The organism is Halomonas sp. SCS19, from assembly GCF_040147015.1.
GTDB lineage: Bacteria > Pseudomonadota > Gammaproteobacteria > Pseudomonadales > Halomonadaceae > Halomonas > Halomonas litopenaei.
The window spans coordinates 4610633-4631816 of the sequence record NZ_JAMSHN010000001.1 but is presented as its reverse complement, the minus strand read 5'-3'; the positions used below and the strand labels follow the sequence as shown (position 1 = coordinate 4631816).

General features: G+C 61.3%; 22 protein-coding genes and 1 tRNA gene. 20 read left to right on the top strand and 3 right to left on the bottom strand.

All coding sequences use genetic code 11. From position 1 onward, the window contains the following. Window positions 1–19 precede the first annotated feature (19 nt). Window positions 20–1417, bottom strand: a complete 1398-nt coding sequence (locus NFH97_RS20075; protein ID WP_349625431.1) for a hypothetical protein — start codon at window positions 1415–1417, stop codon at window positions 20–22. Between the two features lie 206 nt (window positions 1418–1623). Next, a tRNA-Pro gene (locus tag NFH97_RS20070) sits at window positions 1624–1700 on the bottom strand. A 205-nt stretch (window positions 1701–1905) separates the two neighbouring features. On the opposite strand from NFH97_RS20070, the gene NFH97_RS20065 reads away from it, so the two are divergent. From NFH97_RS20065 to NFH97_RS20035, 7 genes are all read left to right on the top strand, one after another. Next, window positions 1906–2259 (top strand): CidA/LrgA family protein, encoded by a 354-nt coding sequence (locus tag NFH97_RS20065; protein ID WP_045991507.1) that lies wholly within the window; start codon window positions 1906–1908, stop codon window positions 2257–2259. Further along, window positions 2259–2987 carry an LrgB family protein gene (locus tag NFH97_RS20060; protein ID WP_045991506.1) on the top strand — a complete coding sequence of 243 codons (729 nt, stop codon included), beginning with the start codon at window positions 2259–2261 and terminating at the stop codon, window positions 2985–2987. The genes NFH97_RS20065 and NFH97_RS20060 overlap by 1 nt, the downstream gene beginning before the upstream one ends. A gap of 75 nt (window positions 2988–3062) precedes the next feature. Next, on the top strand, window positions 3063–3236 hold the full coding sequence (locus NFH97_RS20055) for a DUF2970 domain-containing protein (protein ID WP_083970217.1): 174 nt from the start codon (window positions 3063–3065) through the stop codon (window positions 3234–3236). A gap of 129 nt (window positions 3237–3365) precedes the next feature. Beyond that, window positions 3366–4484 (top strand): cytochrome c oxidase subunit II, encoded by a 1119-nt coding sequence (coxB, locus tag NFH97_RS20050; RefSeq protein WP_124804713.1) that lies wholly within the window; start codon window positions 3366–3368, stop codon window positions 4482–4484. A 211-nt stretch (window positions 4485–4695) separates the two neighbouring features. Further along, a complete protein-coding gene (ctaD, locus tag NFH97_RS20045; RefSeq protein ID WP_045991505.1) occupies window positions 4696–6327 on the top strand; it encodes a cytochrome c oxidase subunit I in 1632 nt (543 codons plus the stop codon). 15 nt (window positions 6328–6342) lie between these two features. Then, the gene (locus NFH97_RS20040; RefSeq protein ID WP_349625430.1) at window positions 6343–6978 is read left to right on the top strand and encodes a cytochrome c oxidase assembly protein; all 636 of its coding nucleotides are present in this window, start codon (window positions 6343–6345) and stop codon (window positions 6976–6978) included. Further along, window positions 6975–7838: a cytochrome c oxidase subunit 3 gene (locus NFH97_RS20035; protein ID WP_045991504.1), complete on the top strand. Its 864-nt coding sequence runs from the start codon at window positions 6975–6977 to the stop codon at window positions 7836–7838. The genes NFH97_RS20040 and NFH97_RS20035 overlap by 4 nt, the downstream gene beginning before the upstream one ends. A gap of 21 nt (window positions 7839–7859) precedes the next feature. Here NFH97_RS20035 and NFH97_RS20030 read toward each other — a convergent pair whose 3' ends face one another. Beyond that, a complete protein-coding gene (locus tag NFH97_RS20030) occupies window positions 7860–8051 on the bottom strand; it encodes a DUF2909 family protein (RefSeq protein WP_045991503.1) in 192 nt (63 codons plus the stop codon). Here NFH97_RS20030 and NFH97_RS20025 point away from each other — a divergent pair. The 13 genes from NFH97_RS20025 to ihfA all read left to right on the top strand — a co-directional run bounded on the left by NFH97_RS20025 (window position 8050) and on the right by ihfA (window position 20992). After that, window positions 8050–8805: an SURF1 family protein gene (locus NFH97_RS20025; protein ID WP_349625429.1), complete on the top strand. Its 756-nt coding sequence runs from the start codon at window positions 8050–8052 to the stop codon at window positions 8803–8805. The two genes, NFH97_RS20030 and NFH97_RS20025, sit on opposite strands and share 2 nt — an antisense overlap. 361 nt (window positions 8806–9166) lie before the next feature. Next, complete coding sequence (locus tag NFH97_RS20020) at window positions 9167–9820, top strand: redox-active disulfide-containing membrane protein (protein WP_185696454.1); 654 nt, start codon at window positions 9167–9169, stop codon at window positions 9818–9820. Then, window positions 9813–10853 carry a COX15/CtaA family protein gene (locus tag NFH97_RS20015; protein ID WP_045991501.1) on the top strand — a complete coding sequence of 347 codons (1041 nt, stop codon included), beginning with the start codon at window positions 9813–9815 and terminating at the stop codon, window positions 10851–10853. Before NFH97_RS20020 ends, NFH97_RS20015 begins: the two co-directional genes overlap by 8 nt. Next, a complete protein-coding gene (gene cyoE, locus NFH97_RS20010; protein ID WP_349625428.1) occupies window positions 10846–11763 on the top strand; it encodes a heme o synthase in 918 nt (305 codons plus the stop codon). The genes NFH97_RS20015 and cyoE overlap by 8 nt, the downstream gene beginning before the upstream one ends. 158 nt (window positions 11764–11921) lie before the next feature. Further along, complete coding sequence (locus NFH97_RS20005; protein WP_045991499.1) at window positions 11922–12389, top strand: DUF2489 domain-containing protein; 468 nt, start codon at window positions 11922–11924, stop codon at window positions 12387–12389. Window positions 12390–12708: 319 nt separating this feature from the next. Beyond that, window positions 12709–13521, top strand: coding sequence for an OmpA family protein (locus NFH97_RS20000; RefSeq protein WP_045991498.1), 813 nt, complete (start codon window positions 12709–12711; stop codon window positions 13519–13521). Window positions 13522–13788: 267 nt separating this feature from the next. Then, window positions 13789–15687, top strand: coding sequence for a threonine--tRNA ligase (gene thrS / locus NFH97_RS19995; RefSeq protein ID WP_045991497.1), 1899 nt, complete (start codon window positions 13789–13791; stop codon window positions 15685–15687). Between the two features lie 94 nt (window positions 15688–15781). Then, window positions 15782–16321, top strand: a complete 540-nt coding sequence (gene infC, locus NFH97_RS19990) for a translation initiation factor IF-3 (protein WP_083970214.1) — start codon at window positions 15782–15784, stop codon at window positions 16319–16321. A gap of 88 nt (window positions 16322–16409) precedes the next feature. Continuing rightward, window positions 16410–16604 (top strand): 50S ribosomal protein L35, encoded by a 195-nt coding sequence (gene rpmI / locus NFH97_RS19985; RefSeq protein WP_045991495.1) that lies wholly within the window; start codon window positions 16410–16412, stop codon window positions 16602–16604. Between the two features lie 37 nt (window positions 16605–16641). Then, complete coding sequence (gene rplT / locus NFH97_RS19980) at window positions 16642–16995, top strand: 50S ribosomal protein L20 (protein ID WP_045991494.1); 354 nt, start codon at window positions 16642–16644, stop codon at window positions 16993–16995. A gap of 176 nt (window positions 16996–17171) precedes the next feature. After that, window positions 17172–18191: a phenylalanine--tRNA ligase subunit alpha gene (gene pheS / locus NFH97_RS19975; protein ID WP_045991493.1), complete on the top strand. Its 1020-nt coding sequence runs from the start codon at window positions 17172–17174 to the stop codon at window positions 18189–18191. Between the two features lie 65 nt (window positions 18192–18256). Next, on the top strand, window positions 18257–20638 hold the full coding sequence (pheT, locus tag NFH97_RS19970) for a phenylalanine--tRNA ligase subunit beta (protein WP_349625427.1): 2382 nt from the start codon (window positions 18257–18259) through the stop codon (window positions 20636–20638). A gap of 57 nt (window positions 20639–20695) precedes the next feature. After that, window positions 20696–20992, top strand: coding sequence for an integration host factor subunit alpha (gene ihfA / locus NFH97_RS19965; protein WP_045991491.1), 297 nt, complete (start codon window positions 20696–20698; stop codon window positions 20990–20992). The last annotated feature ends 192 nt before the right edge of the window (window positions 20993–21184 follow it).

Sequence of the window (21184 nt, the reverse complement as noted above, 5' to 3'; positions counted from 1 at the left end):
TTTAATGGACTCAGGATAGTCAGAAAGTTACGCTGTCGGCACTTAAGCTAGGCTCTTTCTCTTCATTTTTATCGATACGATGAGCTTCCTTCTCTTCTGGATCTTGGACTTGCTTCTTTCGAACTTTGGGTGGTGGCGCTACCCATGCTCGCAAATGTTGTCCCACATTATCGTAGAAATATGGGACGGCCTGTTCAAGTTGTTCTATGAATACTCGGTTTCCTTGGAACTTTCCAGCCAGATCAAGTTGGTAATAAACGTCGAAGGAGGTTGGTGCCGAGCTCGAGTTATCGGCTTCTATTAGTTTTGGGTTTTCTCTTAAGGCGTTGATTGGCTGTTCGGATTCGGCAGCACGTCCTTGCCGATTAGCTTTTATGAAGAAGTGATCATCAAGTTTGTTGGGTAACTGCCTAAGCAACCAGTTCAACCTTGCAGTGCTGCTGACCTTGTCCTTAGGTGCATCAATTCTCATTGAACATGTGATATACCGTGGAGTCAGGTCTGCGCGAACTTCAAGGACTGACGCTGCATTGGGTATCTGAATCGAAGTGGTGAGAATTTTTTCTTTCGCCAGCTGTTCGCAGTCATCGGAAAGGCGCTTGTTAGGATCGTTTTTATGAGCTCTCGGCAGCTTTATTTCAGCTCGTTGGTTGACAAGCGTCCAGAGCTTGAGGCATAGCTCGCGCTGTTCTTGATGCCAACTCGAGACCGTGTTTACCACCTCTGGCGAGGATTTATTTAATGTTGAGCCCTTTAAGCACTTTTGAACAAGATCCTTCCACTCTTTATTCATTGAGGTAAATCCGGACTTTCCGCTATTTTTGTCATCAAAATACTCAACAACTTCACTGAGTATGTAGTGCTGATCTGTGTCTTCGATCCCGTCACTTTGTAAAAGTAGCTCCGCTTGGGTCAGTGCGTAGGTCCATGACCAATGATAAAGATCTATTCCTTTGGTAACTCTCTTGGTAAGAGGGACTGGGTGGTGGTCAGGTATTGCAGTGAATTGGTTGGTGATTGTGATTACTGCGTCAAAATTATGTTCTTTGGCTTTTTTGATGTAGGAGGTGAGTTGCTCTTCTCCGACCTCATCGTTTCCTATTTTGGCTTCAATGAGTGCTCGCCATTCCTTCTTTCCAGTGCGGACTATCAAAGCGCCGTCAGGGCGTCGTTTTGGGTCGGACTTATCTTTGTCGGGTGTGTTTTTGAACACGACTTCGACCCACGCCTCGAGAGTTGCTCGTTTCCCAGTTCGGAGGCCGAGTGACTGCAACATCACCTGTCGGAACTCGTGAACACTCATCAACGATGATAAAAAGATTGAGAGTGCTCTTTCCTCGCGGTTTGTATCGGCTACGGACGGAATCAATCTCGGCAAGTGCCCGCGCTCGAAGTATGCTGGTCGTTCTGCTCGCATTTTGTCGTTCCCTGCTCAATGGCCTTTTTGGTTGTTTGCCAACTCATATTAGGCATTAACGAAGCTTCAAGCAAAATTAGACGCGCTGAGAAACCTGCGTGGCAGGGCAACCAGGGTGAATGGTGCTCATGGAGCTGTAGTGGACCAGTCAAACGAAAAAACGCCACTCGGCATGACCCGTTAGTGGCGGTTTTTCGCATGTTCAGTGGTCGGAGCGACAGGATTCGAACCTGCGACCTTTGCAACCCCATTGCAACGCGCTACCAAGCTGCGCCACGCTCCGACTTGGCCTTTGGGTTGTGTGACCGTCTGGCCTGTCCCCCGAAGACGAGGCGTATACTAGCGCGTTCATTTCAAAATGAAAAGCCCCTTTTGCGCTTTTATTTCAATTGGTTGGAAATTGACCAGTCCCGGGCGTCAGCGCTGCCCACTTTGTCCGTGCTCTGACACACTATTGGTAGGCAATGGGACACGAGGAGGACCAGGGAATGCCGCTGATTCTGGGAATGAGTCTACTGCTGGCGTGTCAGTTCGCTGGTGAGTTGATCGCGCGGGGGCTGACGTTACCGATACCCGGGCCGGTGATCGGAATGGTGATTCTGCTGATCGGACTGTCGATTCGCGGCAAGGTGCCGAAGAGCCTGCGTACGACAGGGGAAGGTCTGCTGCGCTACCTGACGCTGTTGTTCGTGCCTGCGGGTGTCGGGTTGATGGTGCATGGCCGCCTGATCGCCGATGACTGGCTCGCCATCGCGGCGACGCTGGTGCTGTCCACGGCCCTGACCCTGGCGGTCACCGCCTGGGTCATGGCAAGGCTGGCTGCTCGCCGGGGAGGTCAGTAATGGATGTGGCCGAACTCGATGAGCTGTGGGTCTATCTGTCCGGCAATCCGCTGTTGTCGCTGCTGGTCACGCTGTTGGCGTTCGCCCTGGCGGTGCGCATCAACAAGTGGCTGGGCGGCACGCCGCTGCTTCACGCGGTGACCCTGAGTATTGCCTTGATCATTTCCTTCCTGCTGGTCACCGGGATCGACTACGCCACCTACTTCGAGGGCGCCCAGTTCATCCACTTTTTGCTGGGGCCAGCCACGGTGGCGCTGGCCATCCCGCTGTATGACCATCGCGAGCGGGTGCGTCAGCTACTGCTGCCGCTGTTGGTAGCTTGCGGCGCGGGTATCGTGACCGCGGTTGCCTCGACCCTTGGTATTGCCCTGTTGTTCGGGGCGGCGCCAGAAACCGTGCTGTCGTTGGCGCCGCGCTCGGTAACGTCGCCCATCGCCATGGGGGTGGCGGAGAAGATAGGCGGTATTCCGTCGCTGGCGGCGGGGCTTGTGTTGATTACCGGCTCCATCGGCTGTGCGCTGGGGCCGTTCATCTTTCGTCTACTCGGCATCAAGGACCCGGTGATCCAGGGCTTTACCATGGGGCTCTCCGCCCACGGCTTTGGTACGGCCCAGGCGTTCGCCAAGCTGGGGGCCATGGCCGGCGCCTTCTCTGGTCTTGCCATGGGTCTGACGGGCTTGATCACCGCCTTTTTGCTGCCGCTGATTGTGGCGATATTCGGACTCTGACCTTCGTCTAATGCGCAACGCAAATTGTCTCCGGCTGAACTATGGTCAAGCGAAGGGATTGGGCCGGAGGTCAAGATGTGGAAGACCATCAAGTCGGTACTCGCCGCGTTTTTCGGCGTGCAACGCGAGTCCCGGCGTCAGGAAGACTTCACCACCGGCAAGGCGTCCAGCTTTATCGTCGTAGGCATCCTCATGGGGGTGCTGTTTGTCGTGATTCTGATCGTGATCGCCACCCTGGCGGCGGGTTGAGTGACCCGTTGGCAGGGTGGCGTCTTGCGTTGACGGCTCGGCCCGCTACACGCGGGGCAGTGACCAGGCTCTTCTATACTCGAGCCATTGGCGAGCGAACAAGATAACAAAGAGCTCCAGGAGGCATCGATGCGCATGCGGCATGTGTGGATGACTGCGGGAACGCTGTTCGCAGGACTCGGAGGGCACCTCCAGGCGTCCGACTGGAACATGCCGGTCGGGGTGACGGACGTCAGTCGTGAGGTGTATTCGCTGCACATGACGATCTTCTGGATCTGCGTGATCATTGGCGTGGTGGTCTTCGGCGCCATGTTCTACTCGCTGTTCCGCTATCGTCACTCCCAGGGCGCCAAGGCCGCCAAGTTCCATGAGCACACCACCGTCGAGGTGATCTGGACGGCCCTGCCGTTGCTCATCCTGGTCGGCATGGCGGTGCCGGCTACCGCCACGCTCAAGAAGATGTACGACGCCTCCGACGCCGACCTGGATGTGATGGTGACCGGCCAGCAATGGCGCTGGCACTACAGCTACCTGGGTGAGGATGTCGACTTTACCTCCAACCTTGCGACCCCCCGCGAGCAGATCTCCGGCGAGAGCGAGAAGGGGGAAAACTATCTACTCGAAGTCGATGAACCACTGGTGCTGCCGGTGGGCAAGAAGGTGCGCCTGCTGCTGACCGCCGACGACGTCATCCACTCATGGTGGGTGCCCGAACTGGCGGTCAAGCAGGACGCGGTGCCAGGCTTCGTCAATGAAAACTGGGTGCGCATCAACGAGCCCGGCATCTATCGCGGCCAGTGCGCGGAACTCTGCGGCAAGGATCACGGTTTCATGCCGGTGGTGGTCGAGGCGGTCGAGCAGGAGCAGTTCGATACCTGGTTGGCCGAGCGCAAGGCCGCCGCTGCCCAGGAGGCCCAGGGGGTGGATCGCGAGTGGTCCATGGACGAACTGATGGAGCGTGGCGAGCAGGTCTACGGCTCCATCTGCGCATCCTGTCACCAGGCCGATGGTAGTGGCCTGCCGCCTGCCTTCCCGGCGCTGGCGGGCAACCAGGCACTGCTGGACGAGCCGGAGCGCCATCTGGATACCGTCGTCAATGGTGTCTCGGGTACCGCCATGCCGGCCTTCCGCACCACCCTGAATCCGGTGGAGATCGCCGCCGTCATCACCTACGAACGCAACGCCTGGGGTAATGAGACAGGCGAGGTGACCCAGCCGGCCGATATCGCCGACATGCTGTCCGAGTAGCCGGACGAACGGCTGTCGGGATCGCGATTGGAGCAGCCGTTCAGGTGCCGGGAAATGCAAGCACAAGAGATGAACGAGCAAGGGAATAGCGAACAGGGGATGGTCGACGAACGACCAGTCCGAGCAACCGGGGGCTCTCAGGAGTCACGTTGAACGCACCATCGACGCCCGCCAAGAGTCAGGCAGGCGGCCAACAGGGGAGATCTTCGCCATGGCGTCACTGCCTCCCAAGCATCGACTCGAGTCGTCGGCCTCCGAGGCCAGCTCGGCGGGACACGACGAGCATCACTATCGCCCAGGCGGTCTGATGCGCTGGGTACTGACCACCAATCACAAGGAGATCGGTACCCTTTATCTGATCTTCTCCTTGACCATGTTTCTGATCGGTGGGGTCTTCGCGCTGGTGGTGCGGGCCGAATTGTTCCAGCCCGGTCTTCAGCTGGTGCAGCCCGAGTTCTTCAACCAGATGACCACCATGCATGGCCTGATCATGGTGTTCGGCGCGGTGATGCCGGCCTTCGTTGGGCTGGCCAACTGGATGGTGCCGCTGCAGATCGGGGCGCCGGACATGGCGTTGCCGAGGCTCAATAACTTCAGCTTCTGGCTGCTGCCGATCGCCTTTACCCTGATGTTGAGTACGTTGTTCATGCCGGGTGGGGCGCCGAATTTCGGCTGGACCTTCTATGCGCCGCTGTCCACCACCTACGCGCCGCCGTCCACCACCTTCTTTATATTGTCGCTGCACATCGCCGGTATCAGCTCGATCCTGGGGGCGATCAATATCATCGCCACCATCCTGAACCTGCGCGCACCGGGCATGCGCCTGATGGACATGACCCTGTTCGTCTGGACCTGGTTGATCACCGCCTTCCTGCTGATCGCGGTAATGCCGGTGCTGGCCGGAGTGGTCACCATGATGCTGATGGACATCAACTTCGGCACCAGCTTCTTCAATGCCGGTGGCGGTGGTGATCCGGTGCTGTTCCAGCATCTGTTCTGGTTCTTCGGGCATCCCGAGGTCTACATCATGATCCTGCCGGCCTTCGGCATCGTTTCGGTGATCATTCCGACCTTCGCCCGCAAGCGGCTGTTCGGCTATGCCTCCATGGTCTACGCCACCGCTTCCATCGCCATCCTGTCGTTCTTGGTGTGGGCTCACCACATGTTCGTGGTGGGGTTACCGTTGGTGGCGGAGCTGTTCTTCATGTACAGCACCATGCTGATCGCAGTGCCGACCGGGGTGAAGGTGTTCAACTGGATCACCACCCTGTTCCGGGGTTCGATCAGCTTCGAGCCGGCGATGCTGTTCGCCATCGCCTTTGTGGTGCTGTTCACCATCGGTGGCTTCTCGGGGCTGATGCTGGCGATCTCGCCGGCGGACTTTCAGTACCACGACACCTACTTCGTGGTGGCGCACTTCCACTACGTGCTGGTGCCCGGCGCGGTGTTCTCGATCATGGCAGGGGTCTACTACTGGCTGCCCAAGTGGACCGGCCACTACCCGCACCTGCGGCTGTCCCAGTGGCACTTCTGGCTGTCGATGATCGGGGTCAATCTGACCTTCTTCCCGATGCATTTTTCCGGGCTTGCCGGCATGCCGCGAAGAATTCCCGACTACTCGTTGCAGTTTGCCGACTTCAACATGCTCTCCAGTATCGGTGCCTTCATGTTCGGCTTCTCGCAGCTGTTGTTCGTGGTCATCGTGATCATGTGCGTGCGGGGCGGCAAGAAGGCGCCGGCCAAGGCCTGGGATGGCGCCGAGGATCTTGAATGGACGGTGCCGAGCCCGGCGCCTCTGCATACCTTCGAGCACCCGCCTCAGTATCGGCCGGTGGAGCACTGAGTCGGGAGTGTCGCCATGACGAACGTCGTCGAGGATCGCAGTCCCCAGGTTCGACGAACCGTGGTGAAGACTCTGGTGGTGCTGGCGGGGATGTTTGGCTTCGCGTTTGCCCTGGTCCCGCTGTATGACGTCTTCTGCCAGGTGACGGGTCTCAACGGCAAGACCTCGACCAGCGCTCAGACGCTGGTGCACGAAGAGGTCGATACCGAACGCACGGTGACGATGCAGTTCGTGACTCGTGGCAGTGCGGGACTGCCGTGGAAGCTGGAGGCCCACAGTCGCCAGGTTCGGGTTCACCCAGGGCAGAGCACGGAGGTGTATTTCACCTTTCGCAATCTGGGTGACCAGGCGCTGGTGGCAAGGGCGGTGCCCAGCGTGACCCCGTCTCCGGCGTCGCTACATCTGCGCAAGCTGGCCTGTTTCTGTTTCGACAATCAACGGCTGGCGCCGGGGGAGAGCTTCGAGGCGCCACTGGTGTTTCAACTGACCCGCGATCTCCCCGAAGAGATCAAGACCGTGACCCTGGTGTACACGCTCTACCCGCAGGACCAGGGACCGGACGTGGCGGTGGCGACGGTGGCCGACGGCGCACCGGGCAGTGACAAGGGACGCCGACCGGCGTCTGGCGAAGATCCAGGAGGTGAAGCATGAGTGGTGGCAGCTACTACGTACCCGCGACCAGCAAGTGGCCGATCCTCGGTTCCCTGGCCATGGGCGTGATGATGGTCGGCGGGGGCACCTGGCTGGTGCACGGGGCGGCGGGGTCGCCGATCATGCTGGCGGGGCTGGTGGGCATCCTGGCGGTGATGGTGCTGTGGTTCAGGGATGTCATCAAGGAGTCCATGTCAGGGCTCTATGACGCCCAGATGGATCGGTCCTTCCGCTGGGGCATGGGCTGGTTCATCTTCTCGGAAGTGATGTTCTTCGGCGCCTTCTTCGGTGCGCTGTTCTATGTGCGGACTTTGGCGCTGCCATGGCTCGATGGTGAAGGTGCCAAGGGCGTGTCGGCATTGCTGTGGCCCGACTTCACCGCCAGCTGGCCGCTGGAGAACCCACCGGACAGCGCCATCTCGGGGCCGACCGAGACCCTGAGCCCGTGGCAGCTGCCGCTGGTCAACACCCTGCTGCTGGTGTCCTCGAGCATTACCCTGACGGTCGCCCACGAAGCGTTGAAGATGGGGGAGCGTCGCGCTACCCACAACTGGTTGTTCGGTACGGTGCTGCTGGGCACCTTCTTCATCATCATCCAGGGGGTCGAGTACTACGAAGCCTACCATCACCTGGGCCTGACCCTGGAGGCGGGCATCTACGGCTCGACCTTCTTCATGCTGACGGGCTTCCATGGCCTTCACGTCATCATCGGCACCATCATCCTGGCCAGCATCCTGATGCGTATCCGCAAGGGCCATTTCAGTGGCGACAACCACTTCGGTTTCGAGGCGGCGGCCTGGTACTGGCACTTTGTCGACGTGGTCTGGCTGGGGCTGTTCATCTTTGTCTACGTGTTCTGAGGCAGGCGGCGTGGGGGCCGCTCAGCCGATCGTTCCGGTGGCGAAGCCATAGGCCAGCAACGCCAGCAGCAGGGCGGCCAGGGCTACCCGGATCTTGAGCGAGACCAGCAGGCGGCGTGAGTGGCTGTCGTCCTTGAGCAGGAAGCCGACCCCGGCCGCGAGACTGGCCAGCATGGCCACGAACACGATCAGAATCAGGATCTTGAGCAGCATGGTGAGAGTCCGTTCGAGTGAGGGAAAAAGGCGTGGTCCGGGTCGGCTGGTGGCCTGGTGCCTGCTGTGCGCAGCGCTGATGGTGCTGGGTATCGGCCTTGGACTATGGCAGTGGGAGCGCGCCGCCGGCAAGCGCGACTATCTTGCAAACCTTGCCGAGGCACCGACCTTGAACATGCCAGGGACATTGCCGCCGGACGGCAGCCGCCTGTCGCTCGAAGGCGTCTTTCAGGCCGACGAAACCCTCTACCTGGACAATCGGATGCTCGGCAATCGACTCGGGGTAGCGGTGCTCACGCCCTTTGTCGACGTCGAGGGACAGCGGTGGCTGGTGGAGCGCGGCTTTCTCGAGACAGGGGTGTCGCGCCAGGCGCCCTACGCAGAGACGCCGAAGGGGCTGGTGTCGCTGAGCGGTGACTGGCAGGCGGATGGCCGGCGTACGCCGCGGTTCGGTGACAACCTCGAAGGCACGCGACTGCAGCGCATCGAACTCGGAGCCTGGGACGAGGAGTTCAGCTTTGCCGGTTGGCTGCATCAGCGCCAGGGTCCCGGGCATCTGGAGGACTGGTGGACGCCTAACGTCATGCCACCAGAGCGACATCTGGCCTATGCACTGCAGTGGTGGGGGCTTTCGTTGGTGGCGCTGCTGGCGCTGCTGTTTGGAGGTCGACGACTCTATCGTGACCTGTGGGCGGCGGGTACCTCACGCCCTGAAACGTCGATCGCCGACATGACCGCGAGGCAAGAACGCTAAGGCCGTGAGATGGCAAGACCGCGAAAGAAAACCGCGAAAGAAAACCGCGGAAGACAACAACGCCGCGAAAGACCGGAAAGGGGCGAAAGACAAGCGACATCAACGAGGACAAGAGGCTAGCGCGAGAGCACGACACTAGGCGCTGTCCGAAAAGTCGACGAGCGAAGGTTAGACAAGGCAAAAATCGGTGAGAAAGCGCAGTTTACGGGGTGTAAATGAGCATTTTGATCCGATTTTTAACGCCGTATTACCGAGTGCAGGCACTTTTCAGACAAGCGCTAGCGCGAGAACGACAGATACACGATAGCCCAGCGGACACGACAGGACCGAACGTGTCGACGCAAGGAGTGGAGGTGCGAGGATGACGACGATGGGGTGGCAGCGGCTGAAGCTGGTCGCACTGATCGCGATCTTTGTGATGCCCATGGCGCTTGCCTGGGGCATGGTCGAGTTCCGTATCGGGATTCCCGACAACCGTACCGCCCACGGGGCGCTTGATGCCGATGTGCCGCCGCTGTCCCGGTGGCCGGCTCTTGAGCGCACAGACATTGCCAGTCGCGATCGTGGAGGGGAGGTCGCGGCGCATGCCTGGACCCTGGCCTACGATTGTGGCGATAGCTGCGCCGAAGACGCGGATCGCTGGTGGCGCCTGCACCGAGCGCTGGGCAAGGACGCCCATCGTCTGAGTCGGTTGCGCGTAGGCGGAGACGCTGCCGCCTTGCCTGGCGAGTCGCTGATGACCTGGACCGAGTCGCCGGAGTGGGCCAGTCAGGGGCAGGCGTGGCTGCTTGACCCCCAGGGGTGGGTGGCGGTCGCCTATCCTGCCGGGGTGGAGACCCGGGCGGTGATGGACGACATCGAGCATCTGTTCAAGCGCAACCCCGAGCCACCGCTTGCTGTCCTGGGCGAAGATCCCGGTGAGGCCGAGGCTACGCAAGGTGCCACCGAACTGGTCAGTCTGCACGACAGCAAAGGTGCCAGCGAAGACGCCCGCCAGGAGGTGCGCCATGAATGATCGACGCCTGGCGACGCTGCGGCTCTTGAGTCTGGTGGGGGCCCTGTTCACCGCTCTGGTCATCATGGCCGGTGCCTTCACCCGGTTGCTGGATGCGGGGCTGGGTTGTCCCGACTGGCCGGGGTGCTATGGGGCGCTGGTCGTGCCCGATGCAAGCAGCGCTCTGCTGCATAGTCCGGATGCACCGCTGGAGGCATCCAAGGCCTGGATGGAAATGATTCATCGCTACCTGGCCGGATGTCTCGGGGTCATGGTGATGGCCCTGCTGGTGCTGGCCTGGCCCAGGCGGCGCAAGCCTGGGTTTCCCTGGCGTCTGATGCTGATGCTGTTCGCCGCCTTGATGGTGCAGGGGGCCTTCGGTGCCTACACCGTGACCCTCAAGCTGTGGCCCCAGGTGGTAACCCTTCACCTGCTGGGTGGACTCACGGTGATGACGCTGTTCATCTGGCTGCATCTGCGCCTGCGTCGTGTCGCCAGGGGAGAGGCGGCGCTCGCTGCCCGACCACTGGGGGCGCTGATGGGGGTGGCCACCATGCTGCTGGTACTGCAACTGGCGCTGGGGGGCTGGACCTCCAGCAACTACGCGGGCATCGCCTGTCAGGGGTTTCCCACCTGCAATAGCCAGTGGGTGCCCGACACCGACTGGGGGGAGGGCTTCCACCTTACCCAGACGGTAGGGCCCAACTATCTGCACGGGGCCCTGCACGCCGAAGCACGCACGACGATCCATCTGGCCCATCGGCTGGGAGCGCTGGCGTTGACGCTGGCGCTGGCACTGGTGGTGATCCGTCGCTGGCATCGCCGTGAAATGCGGCCCTGGCTGCTGACGCTGGCCGGGGCGACGGCTTTGCAGGTCGCCCTGGGTATCGCCAATGTGCTGCTGTGGCTGCCGCTGGGCCTGGCGCTTCTGCATACTGCCGGCGCGGTACTGCTGGTCTTCAGTTTTACCCTGGTGGCGTGGAAGCAGCGCCATTCAAGACAGGCGGTGAAGGGACGTCAACGTCAGACCAGAGGAGGGTGGCTCCATGCGTGATGCACAGGCCATGGGGGCAGCGACCCATCCGCTATGGCGTGACTTGTTGACGTTGTGCAAATGGCGAGTGGTCATGGTGATGCTGGTATGCGCCCTGGTGGGGATGTTGCTGGCGATCCCCGGTGCGATATCGCCAGCTGCGCTTAACGCCATGGTGTGCGGGCTTATCGGGATTGCACTGGCCGCCGCCGGGGCGGCGGCGATCAACCACGTGGTGGATCGCAAGCTGGATGCGCGGATGCATCGCACCTCGCGGCGCCCGCTGGCGTCCGGTCGCTTGTCGACGCCACTGGCGCTGGCCTGGGCGCTGTCATTGTCCACCTCGGGGGTGGCGCTGCTGGCGCTGACCGTCAATCCGTTGACCGCTTGGCTTACGCTGTGGTCGCTGGTCGGTTATGCGTTGATCTACACGGTATTTCTGAAACGGGCCACGCCGCAGAATATCGTCATCGGTGGTGTCGCCGGTGCCGCGCCGCCACTGCTGGGCTGGACCAGCGTGACCGGGACAGTGGGAGCCGAACCGCTGCTGCTCATGTTGATCATCTTTGCCTGGACGCCGCCGCACTTCTGGGCGCTGGCGATCTACAAGCGCGATGAATACGCCGAGGCAGGGGTTCCGATGCTGCCGGTAACCCATGGCCTCGCCTTTGCCAGACTGCAGGTCTGGCTGTACGGCTGGCTGACGGTAGCGGCCACCTTGCTGCCGTTCACCATTGGCATGAGCGGCTGGCTTTATCTGGTCAGCGTATGTCTTCTCAATCTGCGCTTCATGCAGTGGAATCTCAGAGTCTGGCGTGGACACGACGAACAGGCGCCCTTGCAGGCCTTCTGGTTTTCCATCCGCTATCTGCTCGGCGTCTTTCTGGCCTTGTTGCTGGATCACTATCTGAGTATCGCCTTGACTCCGTGAGGGCCGACTACCTTCGTTCAACGGTCCGGTGTCACGGGAGTGTCATCGGCAGGTGGCAACAATGCAGACGGCAGTCACCGGTCTTTCTCGTGATGGATGGTTCAGCCTCCCTGGCAGATGTGTAGAATGCTTCCTTTGACCATCGCACAGGGGGCTGCATGTCCACGACGCTCGCTTATGCCTTGCTCGGGCTTGGCATTGTCATCATTGCCGCGTTGGCGTGGTACGCCTGGTCGTTGAAGAATGAGGTGCGGCGCCGAGAGGGAGTGATTCGGGACGAGGAACGTCGTGCCAGGGAAAATGGCCTGGAAAACCTCGGTCTGGTTGCGTCGGCGCTATTGCAGCGTCAGGTCGATGTGACCGAAGGCTGCTGGCGGTTGAAAGTATTGTTCGAGATCATCGATCCGGCACTGCTTGAGCGGCGCGAGTTCAGAGTCTTTGCCGAGGTCTACGAACAGACCCGTCATCTGCACACACATCAGGCGCGTCAAGAGCTTACGCCCAAGGAGCGGTTCGCTGAAGACAAGCAGCGACTGGCCGTGGAAGAAGCGAATCGCGACGATGTGCTGGCTGCGGCACAGGCTGCGCTGGATTTTCAAGCCCGTTACCCCGACTCTCTCAATTGAGCGATCTCGAACACTGTTCGATGAAGTGAATGACGGGCGGGTATCGCCTGTGCTAGTTTGATTGTACAGAAGCGATACGTCATGATATCGCCTGCAAGGGATTGGTCGTGCAGCAATTGTCTTGCACGATGGGCCGTTGGCAGAAGACGTTGAGATATTGGCGACTAATAGACTGGCTAGGCGCTGTATTTCATGCTTTTCTTGCCTATGAGGAAGTAGGGTACCTATCCTGTTTCTCGATCGGCACAACATTGGACCCGCTGAAGAACAGGGTTACCCGTATTCAGCATTGAGTGTCAGATAGAAGAAGGAGTCTTACATGAAAAAATCAACGACTGGCTTGCTGCTCGGTTCTGCACTGGTTGTCGGCCTCTCCGGCTGCGCCAGCTCCGCCTCTCAGTCCTCCTCCGGCATGAGCGCATCTGACGCCAAGCCGTGGTACCAGCACCCGATGGTGTGTGGTATCGCCGGTGGTCTGATCGGCGGTGGTATCGGCTACGGCACCACCAGCGATGACGACGAGGAAACCGGCGCTGCTGTCGGCGCGACCGTCGGCACCGTGGCTGGCGCTCTGCTGTGTGCCGAGCCGAACAAGGAGCCGATGAACGCTCCGAAGGATTCCGACGGTGACGGCGTCTACGACGCCAACGACCAGTGCCCGGGTACTCCGGCCGGTGTCGCCGTGGACGCAGTGGGTTGCCCGCTGGATTCCGACAACGATGGCGTGCCGGACTTCCAGGACCAGTGCCCGGGTACTCCGGCTGGCGTCGAGGTCAACTCCCTCGGTTGCGAAAAGGACCTGGTCCTGCGTGACGTGAACTTCGAGTTCGACTCCGCCGTCCTGACCGCTCAGGCTGAGCAGGTTCTGGCTGGTGTTGCCGAGCGTCTGCGCGCCAACCCGAACGTCGGCGTGCGCATCGAAGGTCACACCGACAGCGTCGGTTCCGACAGCTACAACAAGCAGCTGTCTCAGGAGCGTGCCGCTTCCGTTGCTCGCTTCCTGGCGAGCCAGGGTGTTCAGCCGAACCGCATGCGTGCCATCGGTTACGGTGAAGAGCAGCCCATCGCGACCAACGACACCGATGCAGGTCGTGCGGAAAACCGTCGTGTGGAACTGGGTGAGTGGCAGTAAGTCTGCCCTGACCGAGTCCGTCTCGATCAGCTGATCGAGCGCGATGACATCAGCGAGGCGCCTTCGGGCGCCTCGCTGCGTTTCGGGTGGTGGTGGCCTGTCTTGCCATCCGGCTCGCTAAAGGTGTCGCGACGCCCTCCACAGGGGTAGAGCATGGCGCCGGCGGCGCCATTTCTGATATTCTATGTCGCTGTTTCACCCCTCGAATCCATTTTGGCGACACGTGATCCTTGGTATGGATCACCACTGCGCACAAGGACAGCTTGCATGCCCATCGTGACACTGCCTGACGGCAGTCAGAGAACCTTCGATTCCCCCCTTAGCGTCATGGAACTGGCCGAGAGCATCGGCCCGGGACTTGCCAAGGCCTGCGTGGCCGGCAAGATCGACGGCGTATTGGTGGACGCCGCGGACCTGATCGAGACGGACGCCGAGGTGGCGATCCTGACCGCACGTGACGAGGAAGGCCTGGAGATCATCCGGCATTCCTGTGCCCACCTTATCGGGCACGCGGTCAAGCAGCTCTATCCCGAGGCCAAGATGGCCATCGGCCCGGTGATCACCGACGGCTTCTATTACGACATCGATTTCGGCCAGTCGATCACCCCGGAAGACCTCGAGACCATCGAGAAGCGCATGAAGCAGCTGATCGATGAAGAGTACGACGTGGTCCGCGAGTACGTCGATCGCGATGCCGCGATGCTGGAATTCCTGCATCGCGATGAGCCCTACAAGCAGGAAATCGTGCGCGGGATTCCCGAAGGCGACACTATTCGCCTCTACCGCCACAAGGAATATACCGACATGTGTCGTGGGCCCCACGTGCCCAACACGCGTCACCTCAAGGCGTTCAAGCTGACCAAGCTGGCCGGTGCCTACTGGCGCGGCAACGCCGACAACGCCATGCTGACCCGCATCTACGGCACCGCCTGGGGCGACAAGAAGCAGCTCAAGGCCTACCTGCACCGCCTCGAGGAGGCCGAGAAGCGCGATCACCGCAAGCTGGCGCGTCGTCTCGACCTCTTCCACATGCAGGAAGAGGCGCCGGGCATGGTGTTCTGGCACCCCAACGGCTGGACCCTGTGGCAGCGCGTCGAGCAGTACATGCGCGGCGTCTACAAGGAGGGCGGCTATCAGGAGATTCGCTGCCCTCAGATCATGGACGTGTCGCTGTGGAAGAAGTCCGGCCATTGGGATAACTACGCCGACGGCATGTTCTTCACCGAGTCCGAGAAGCGTGAGTACGCGCTCAAGCCGATGAACTGCCCGGGCCACGTCCAGGTGTTCAACTCCGGTCTGCGCAGCTACCGTGAACTGCCGGTGCGCTTCGGCGAATTCGGCGGCTGTCACCGTAATGAGCCGTCCGGCGCGCTGCACGGCATCATGCGAGTGCGCGCCTTTACCCAGGACGACGGCCACATCTTCTGTACCGAAGAGCAGGTGCAGCCCGAGGTGACGAGCTTCCATCGCCAGGCGCTCAAGGTCTACAGCGACTTTGGCTTCGAGGATATCGCGATCAAGATCGCCCTGCGCCCGGAAAAGCGCATCGGCGACGACGACACCTGGGATCGTGCCGAGAACGCCCTGCGTGGCGCGCTGGAGGCCTGTGGGGTCGAGTGGCAGGAGCTGCCGGGCGAGGGCGCCTTCTATGGCCCCAAGATCGAGTATCACATGAAGGACTGCCTGGGCCGCGAGTGGCAGGTCGGCACCATGCAGGTCGACTTCATGATGCCCACGCGCCTGGGTGCCCAGTACGTGACCGAAGAGGGCGAGCGCAAGCCGCCGGTCATGCTGCACCGTGCCATCGTCGGTTCGATGGAGCGCTTCATCGGCATCCTGATCGAGCACTACGCCGGCGCCATGCCGCTGTGGCTCGCGCCGGAGCAGGCGGTGGTGATGATCATCACCGATGCCCAGAAGGAATACGCCGAAGCCTTGACCTCACGACTGCAAAAAATCGGTCTTCGCGTCAAGTCGGACTTGAGGAACGAGAAGATCGGCTTTAAAATTCGCGAGCATACGTTGCAGAAGGTACCCTATCTCCTGGTGGTCGGAGATAAGGAAGTAGAGGCCGACTCGGTGGCTGTGCGTACGCGCAGCGGCGAAAATCTGGGCACCATGACCGTGGACGCCTTTATTGAACGAGTTCAGGCCGAGCGGTACTAACGGGTAGGCGGCATGGGCCGCCCCCTCGTGTGAGGCTCTAGGCACGCACCTTCCCAGCTCTCGCACCTTCCAAAGCTACAGTGGAGACGGAACCATCAAGAGAAGCAACCCCAGAGGACGCCCCCAGGACAAGCGTCCGCCAATGAACGAGCGCATCACCGAAGATCAGGTCCGCCTGATCGCCAGCGACGGCGAACAGCTTGGCATCGTGGATACCCGCGACGCCCTTGAGCGTGCCGAAGCGGAAGGGATGGACCTCGTACAGATTTCCAATGCCGATCCGATCGTCTGCAAGATCATGGATTACGGCAAGTTCGTCTTCGAGCAGAAGAAGCAGAAAGCTGCTCAGAAGAAGAAGCAGAAGCAAATCCAGGTCAAGGAAGTCAAATTCCGTCCTGGCACCGACGAGGGTGACTATCAGGTCAAGATGAAGAACCTGATTCGATTCCTCGAAGGTGGCGACAAGGGCAAGGTCACCCTGCGTTTCCGCGGGCGTGAAATGGCGCACCAGGACATCGGCCGCAAGCTGATGGAACGGATCGCAGCGGATCTCGAGGAAATCGGGACCGTGGAATCCTTCCCCAAGATGGAAGGGCGCCAGATGATCATGATCATTGCCCCCAAGAAGAAGTGATCCGACGGCCGGTTCAACGATTGGTCAGCCTGTGAAGGCTGGCCATTGGCCCCGGATTTTCTAAAGAAACTCGAGCGGAGTTATTCTCATGCCGAAGATCAAGAGCAACAGCGGCGCTGCCAAGCGCTTCAAGAAGACTGCCAACGGCTTCAAGCACAAGCAGTCCTTCCGTAGTCACATTCTGACCAAGAAGTCCACCAAGCGTAAGCGTCAGCTGCGCGGCATGCAGCAGATTCACGACGCCGACAAGGCACTCGTGCGTCGCATGCTGCCGTACGTATAAACCCTTGGTGAACCCCCTTTAACGTCAGGAGAGTGCTATGACTCGTGTCAAGCGTGGTGTCGTCGCCCGTCGTCGTCACAAGAAGATCATGAAGCAGGCCAAGGGCTACTACGGTGCCCGTTCGCGCGTCTTTCGCGTTGCCAAGCAGGCCGTCATCAAGGCCGGCCAGTACGCGTACCGCGACCGTCGCCAGCGCAAGCGTCAGTTCCGTGCCCTGTGGATCCAGCGTATCAACGCCGGTGCCCGTCAGCACGGTCTGTCCTACAGCCGCTTCGTCGGTGGTCTGAAGAAGGCCGGTATCGAAATCGACCGCAAGGTCCTGGCTGACCTGGCCGTTCACGAGAAGGCAGCCTTTGCTGCCATCGTCGAGAAGGCCAAGGCTGCCCAGTAAGCGCGTTCGAATGATGAGCGAGCTCTCCCCATGGGGAGACGAGCGTTCATGATCGCCCCAGGGGAAGAGCAGCCGCTCTTCCCCTGTTTTTTTGGCGACCCCTTTTTCATCGCGATCTCTCTACTATTGCGCGACCACTCCACCACTGAACGATCAACGATATCGGAGCTCAACGTATGGACCACCTTCCCGACCTGGTTCAACAAGCTCGCGACGCCATCCAGTCAGCCGACTCCATGGCCGCACTCGACGAGATTCGCGTCAAGTACCTGGGCAAGAAGGGCGAACTGACCGCGCTGCTCAAGGGGCTCGGCAAGCTGCCCGCCGAGGAGCGCCCGGCGGCCGGTGAGCGCATCAACCAGGCCAAGCAGGAGCTGGCCAAGGAACTCGATACCCGGCGCGAGGCCCTGGCCAAGGCCGAACTCGACGCCAAGCTTGCCGCAGAACGCCTGGACGTGACCCTGCCGGGTCGTGGACAGCCCACCGGTGGCCTGCATCCGGTGACACGCACCCTGGAGCGTATCGAAGGCCTGTTCCGTCGCATCGGCTACGAGGTGGCGGTGGGGCCAGAGCTCGAAGACGACCACCACAACTTTGAAGCCTTGAACATCCCGGCCCACCATCCGGCGCGGGGCATGGCCGACACCTTCTATTTCGACGCCACCCGGCTGTTGCGCACCCACACCTCGCCGGTCCAGGTGCGCACCATGAAGGCCGAGGAGCCGCCGATCCGCATCGTCTGCCCGGGTCGGGTGTACCGCAGTGACTCGGATCTGACCCATACCCCGATGTTTCATCAGGTCGAAGGCCTGCTGATCGAGGAAGACGTCAGTTTCGCCGACCTCAAGGGCACCATCGAAGACTTTCTGCATGCCTTCTTCGAGCGCGATGACCTGTCGGTACGTTTCCGTCCGTCCTACTTCCCCTTCACCGAGCCCTCCGCCGAGGTCGATATCGCCTGCGTGATGTGCGCCGGTGAGGGCTGCCGTGTGTGCTCCCACACCGGCTGGCTCGAGGTGATGGGCTGCGGCATGGTCCACCCGGAAGTCTTCCGTCACGGCGGCATCGATCCCGAGCGCTATACCGGTTTCGCCTTCGGTATGGGTGCCGAGCGCCTGGCCATGCTGCGCTACGGCGTCAACGATCTGCGCCTGTTCTTTGAAAACGATCTGCGCTTTCTTCGTCAGTTTCACTGAGCGCTGCGGGCCAGAGGGCTCGATAAAGAACATCGAATGCAGGAACAGGACGTCAAGGAGTCCTCATGAAAGTATCCGAACAGTGGCTGCGTGAGTGGGTATCTCCGCAGCTTTCCACCCAGGGGCTTGCCGACCAGATCACCATGGCGGGGCTCGAGGTGGACGCCGTCGAACCCGTGGCGGCGGCCTTCAGCGACGTCGTGGTGGCCAAGGTGGTCGACAAGGCCCCGCACCCTGATGCCGACAAGCTCAACGTCTGTCAGGTCGACGACGGTAGCGGCGAGACCGTGCAGGTGGTGTGTGGCGCACCCAATGTGGCCGCCGGTCAGCACATCCCCTTCGCCCGCGTGGGCGCGGTGTTGCCGGGTGACTTCAAGATCAAGAAGGCCAAGCTCAGGGGCGTCGAGTCCCGCGGCATGATCTGCTCCGCCTCGGAGCTGGGCCTGGAGGAGGGCACCTCCGAGGGTATCCTGGTGTTGCCCGAGGACGCTCCGGTGGGCACCGCCCTGCGCGACTACCTGGGCCTGGATGACCACACCATCGAGGTCGATCTGACGCCGAACCGCGGCGACTGTCTGAGCGTCCAGGGCCTGGCCCGCGAGGTTGGCGTGCTCAACCGTCTTGGCCTGAACGAGCCGCAGATCTCCGAGGTTGCGGCCAGTCATGACGAAACCTTCCCGATCAGGGTCGAGGACGCAGAGCGCTGCCCGCGCTATATCGGCCGTCTGATCAAGGGCGTCGATATCAGCCGTCCCACGCCGATGTGGATGGTCGAGCGTCTGCGCCGTAGCGGTGTGCGCGCCATCGATCCGGCGGTAGACGTGACCAACTACGTGATGCTGGAGCTGGGCCAGCCGCTGCATGCCTTCGATCGTGCCAACCTCGAGGGTGCCGTGATTGTGCGTCTAGCGCGCCAGGGCGAGGAGCTTGTGCTGCTCGATGGCCAGACCGTCAGTCTCGACCCGAGCACCCTGATCATCGCCGACGAGAAGGGGCCGCTGGCCCTGGCCGGCGTGATGGGCGGCGAACACTCCGGTGTCAGCGAGGCCACCCGCGATATCTTCCTGGAAGGCGCCTTCTTCACCCCCTTGGCGGTGGCCGGGCAAGCGCGCTCCTACGGGCTTCACACCGATGCCTCGCATCGTTTCGAGCGCGGCGTCGATCCCGAGCTGACGCGCCGTGCCATCGAGCGGGCCACCGAGCTTCTGATCGCCATCTGCGGCGGCGAAGCCGGGCCGCTCAATGAGCAGGCATCCGACGCGCACCTGCCGGCTCAGCGTGAGGTGACCCTGCGCACCGAGCGGCTGGCCAAGGCGCTGTCCAAGCGCCTGGACGACGCCGAGGTCGGCGAGATCCTCGAGCGCCTGGGCATGGCGGTGGAAAGCATCGACGCTGGCTTCCGGGTCAAGGTGCCGAGCTGGCGTTTCGACGTCACCATCGAGGAAGACCTGATCGAGGAAGTGGCGCGGATTCACGGCTATAACCGTTTGCCGGTGCGTCGCCCCGCCGTGCGTCTGGCACTCAAGGCAGACCATGAGTCCAGGAGCCCGTTGTCGCGGTTGCGTCGTCAAATGACCGCACGTGGCTACCAGGAAGCGATCACCTACAGTTTCGTCGCCCCGGAGCTGCAGCGTGTGCTGCTGCCCGAAGCGGTGTCGCCGGTGCTGGCCAACCCGATTTCTGCGGATCTGTCGGTGATGCGGGCGAGCCTGTTCCCGGGCCTGGTCAGGGCGCTTGAGCACAATCTCAATCGCCAGCAGACCCGCGTGCGCCTGTTCGAGAGCGGCCTCATTTTCCGCGGTGAGCTCGATGAACTGGAGCAGGTGCCGATGCTCGGCGCCATCGTCTGCGGCTCGCGCCTTCCCGAAGGCTGGGCTGGCGGTCGCGACAAGGTCGACTTCTTCGATCTCAAGGGTGACCTCGAGAGTCTGTTCGAAGTGACCGGCAGCGCCGACGCCTGGCGTTTCGAGCCGGGCGAGCACCCGTCACTGCATCCCGGACAGTGCGCGCGCATCCTCCATCGCGGCGAGGAAGCCGGCTGGATCGGCACCCTGCACCCGGCGGTCAAGGCCAAGCTTGGTCTCAAGACCGACGCCGTGCTGTTCGAGGTGCGCCTCGATGCGCTCAGCCAGGGCAGCATCCCTGCCTTTGCGCCGCTGTCACGGTATCCCGAGGTGCGTCGCGACCTGGCCTTTGTGGTGGATGAGGACCAGCCGGTGCAGGCGCTGCTCGACCGCGTGCGTGCCGAAGCCGGTGAATGGCTCACCGAACTGGGGCTTTTCGACGTCTATCAGGGTAAAGGCGTAGCCGAAGGTCGTAAGAGTGTGGCCTTGGGCTTGACCTGGCAGCATCCTTCGCGCACGCTAAATGACGAAGAAATCAATCAGTTGGTCGATGCCATCGTGGCAACGGCTCGGCAGGGACTCGATGCCGAGCTGCGTGCCTGACGCTTTCCCCTGACGGGCGCGGACGGTTGGCGTGACCATCACCATGAGGATAAGAACATGGGAGCGTTGACCAAGGCAGAACTGGCCGAGCATCTGCATACCGAGCTCGGCCTGTCCAAGCGGGAGGCGAAGACCATGGTGGAAGCCTTCTTCGAGGAAATTCGCGCCTGTCTACGGGAAAACGAGCAGGTCAAGCTGTCGGGATTCGGCAATTTCGACCTGCGCGACAAGCGTGAAAGGCCTGGGCGAAACCCCAAGACGGGAGAAGAGATTCCGATCTCGGCTCGGCGTGTGGTGACCTTCCGGCCCGGGCAGAAATTGAAAAGCCAGGTGGGGCATCCCGAGGAAGCCTAGAGGAGTGAAGCCTTGGCTTTGCTGGCCTCGCCCGATCGCCAAGCGTTGCTCCACGATGGTGTCGTCTTGCGACGTCTTGCGCCGTCTTGAAAGGTTCCGGCCCGTAAAGGCGTCACCCTGAAGAAGTGTCGTAACCGAAGGTCGTGACGCAAAGTGTCATCGTAAAAAGCGCCGCCCCAAGGGGGCGGCGCT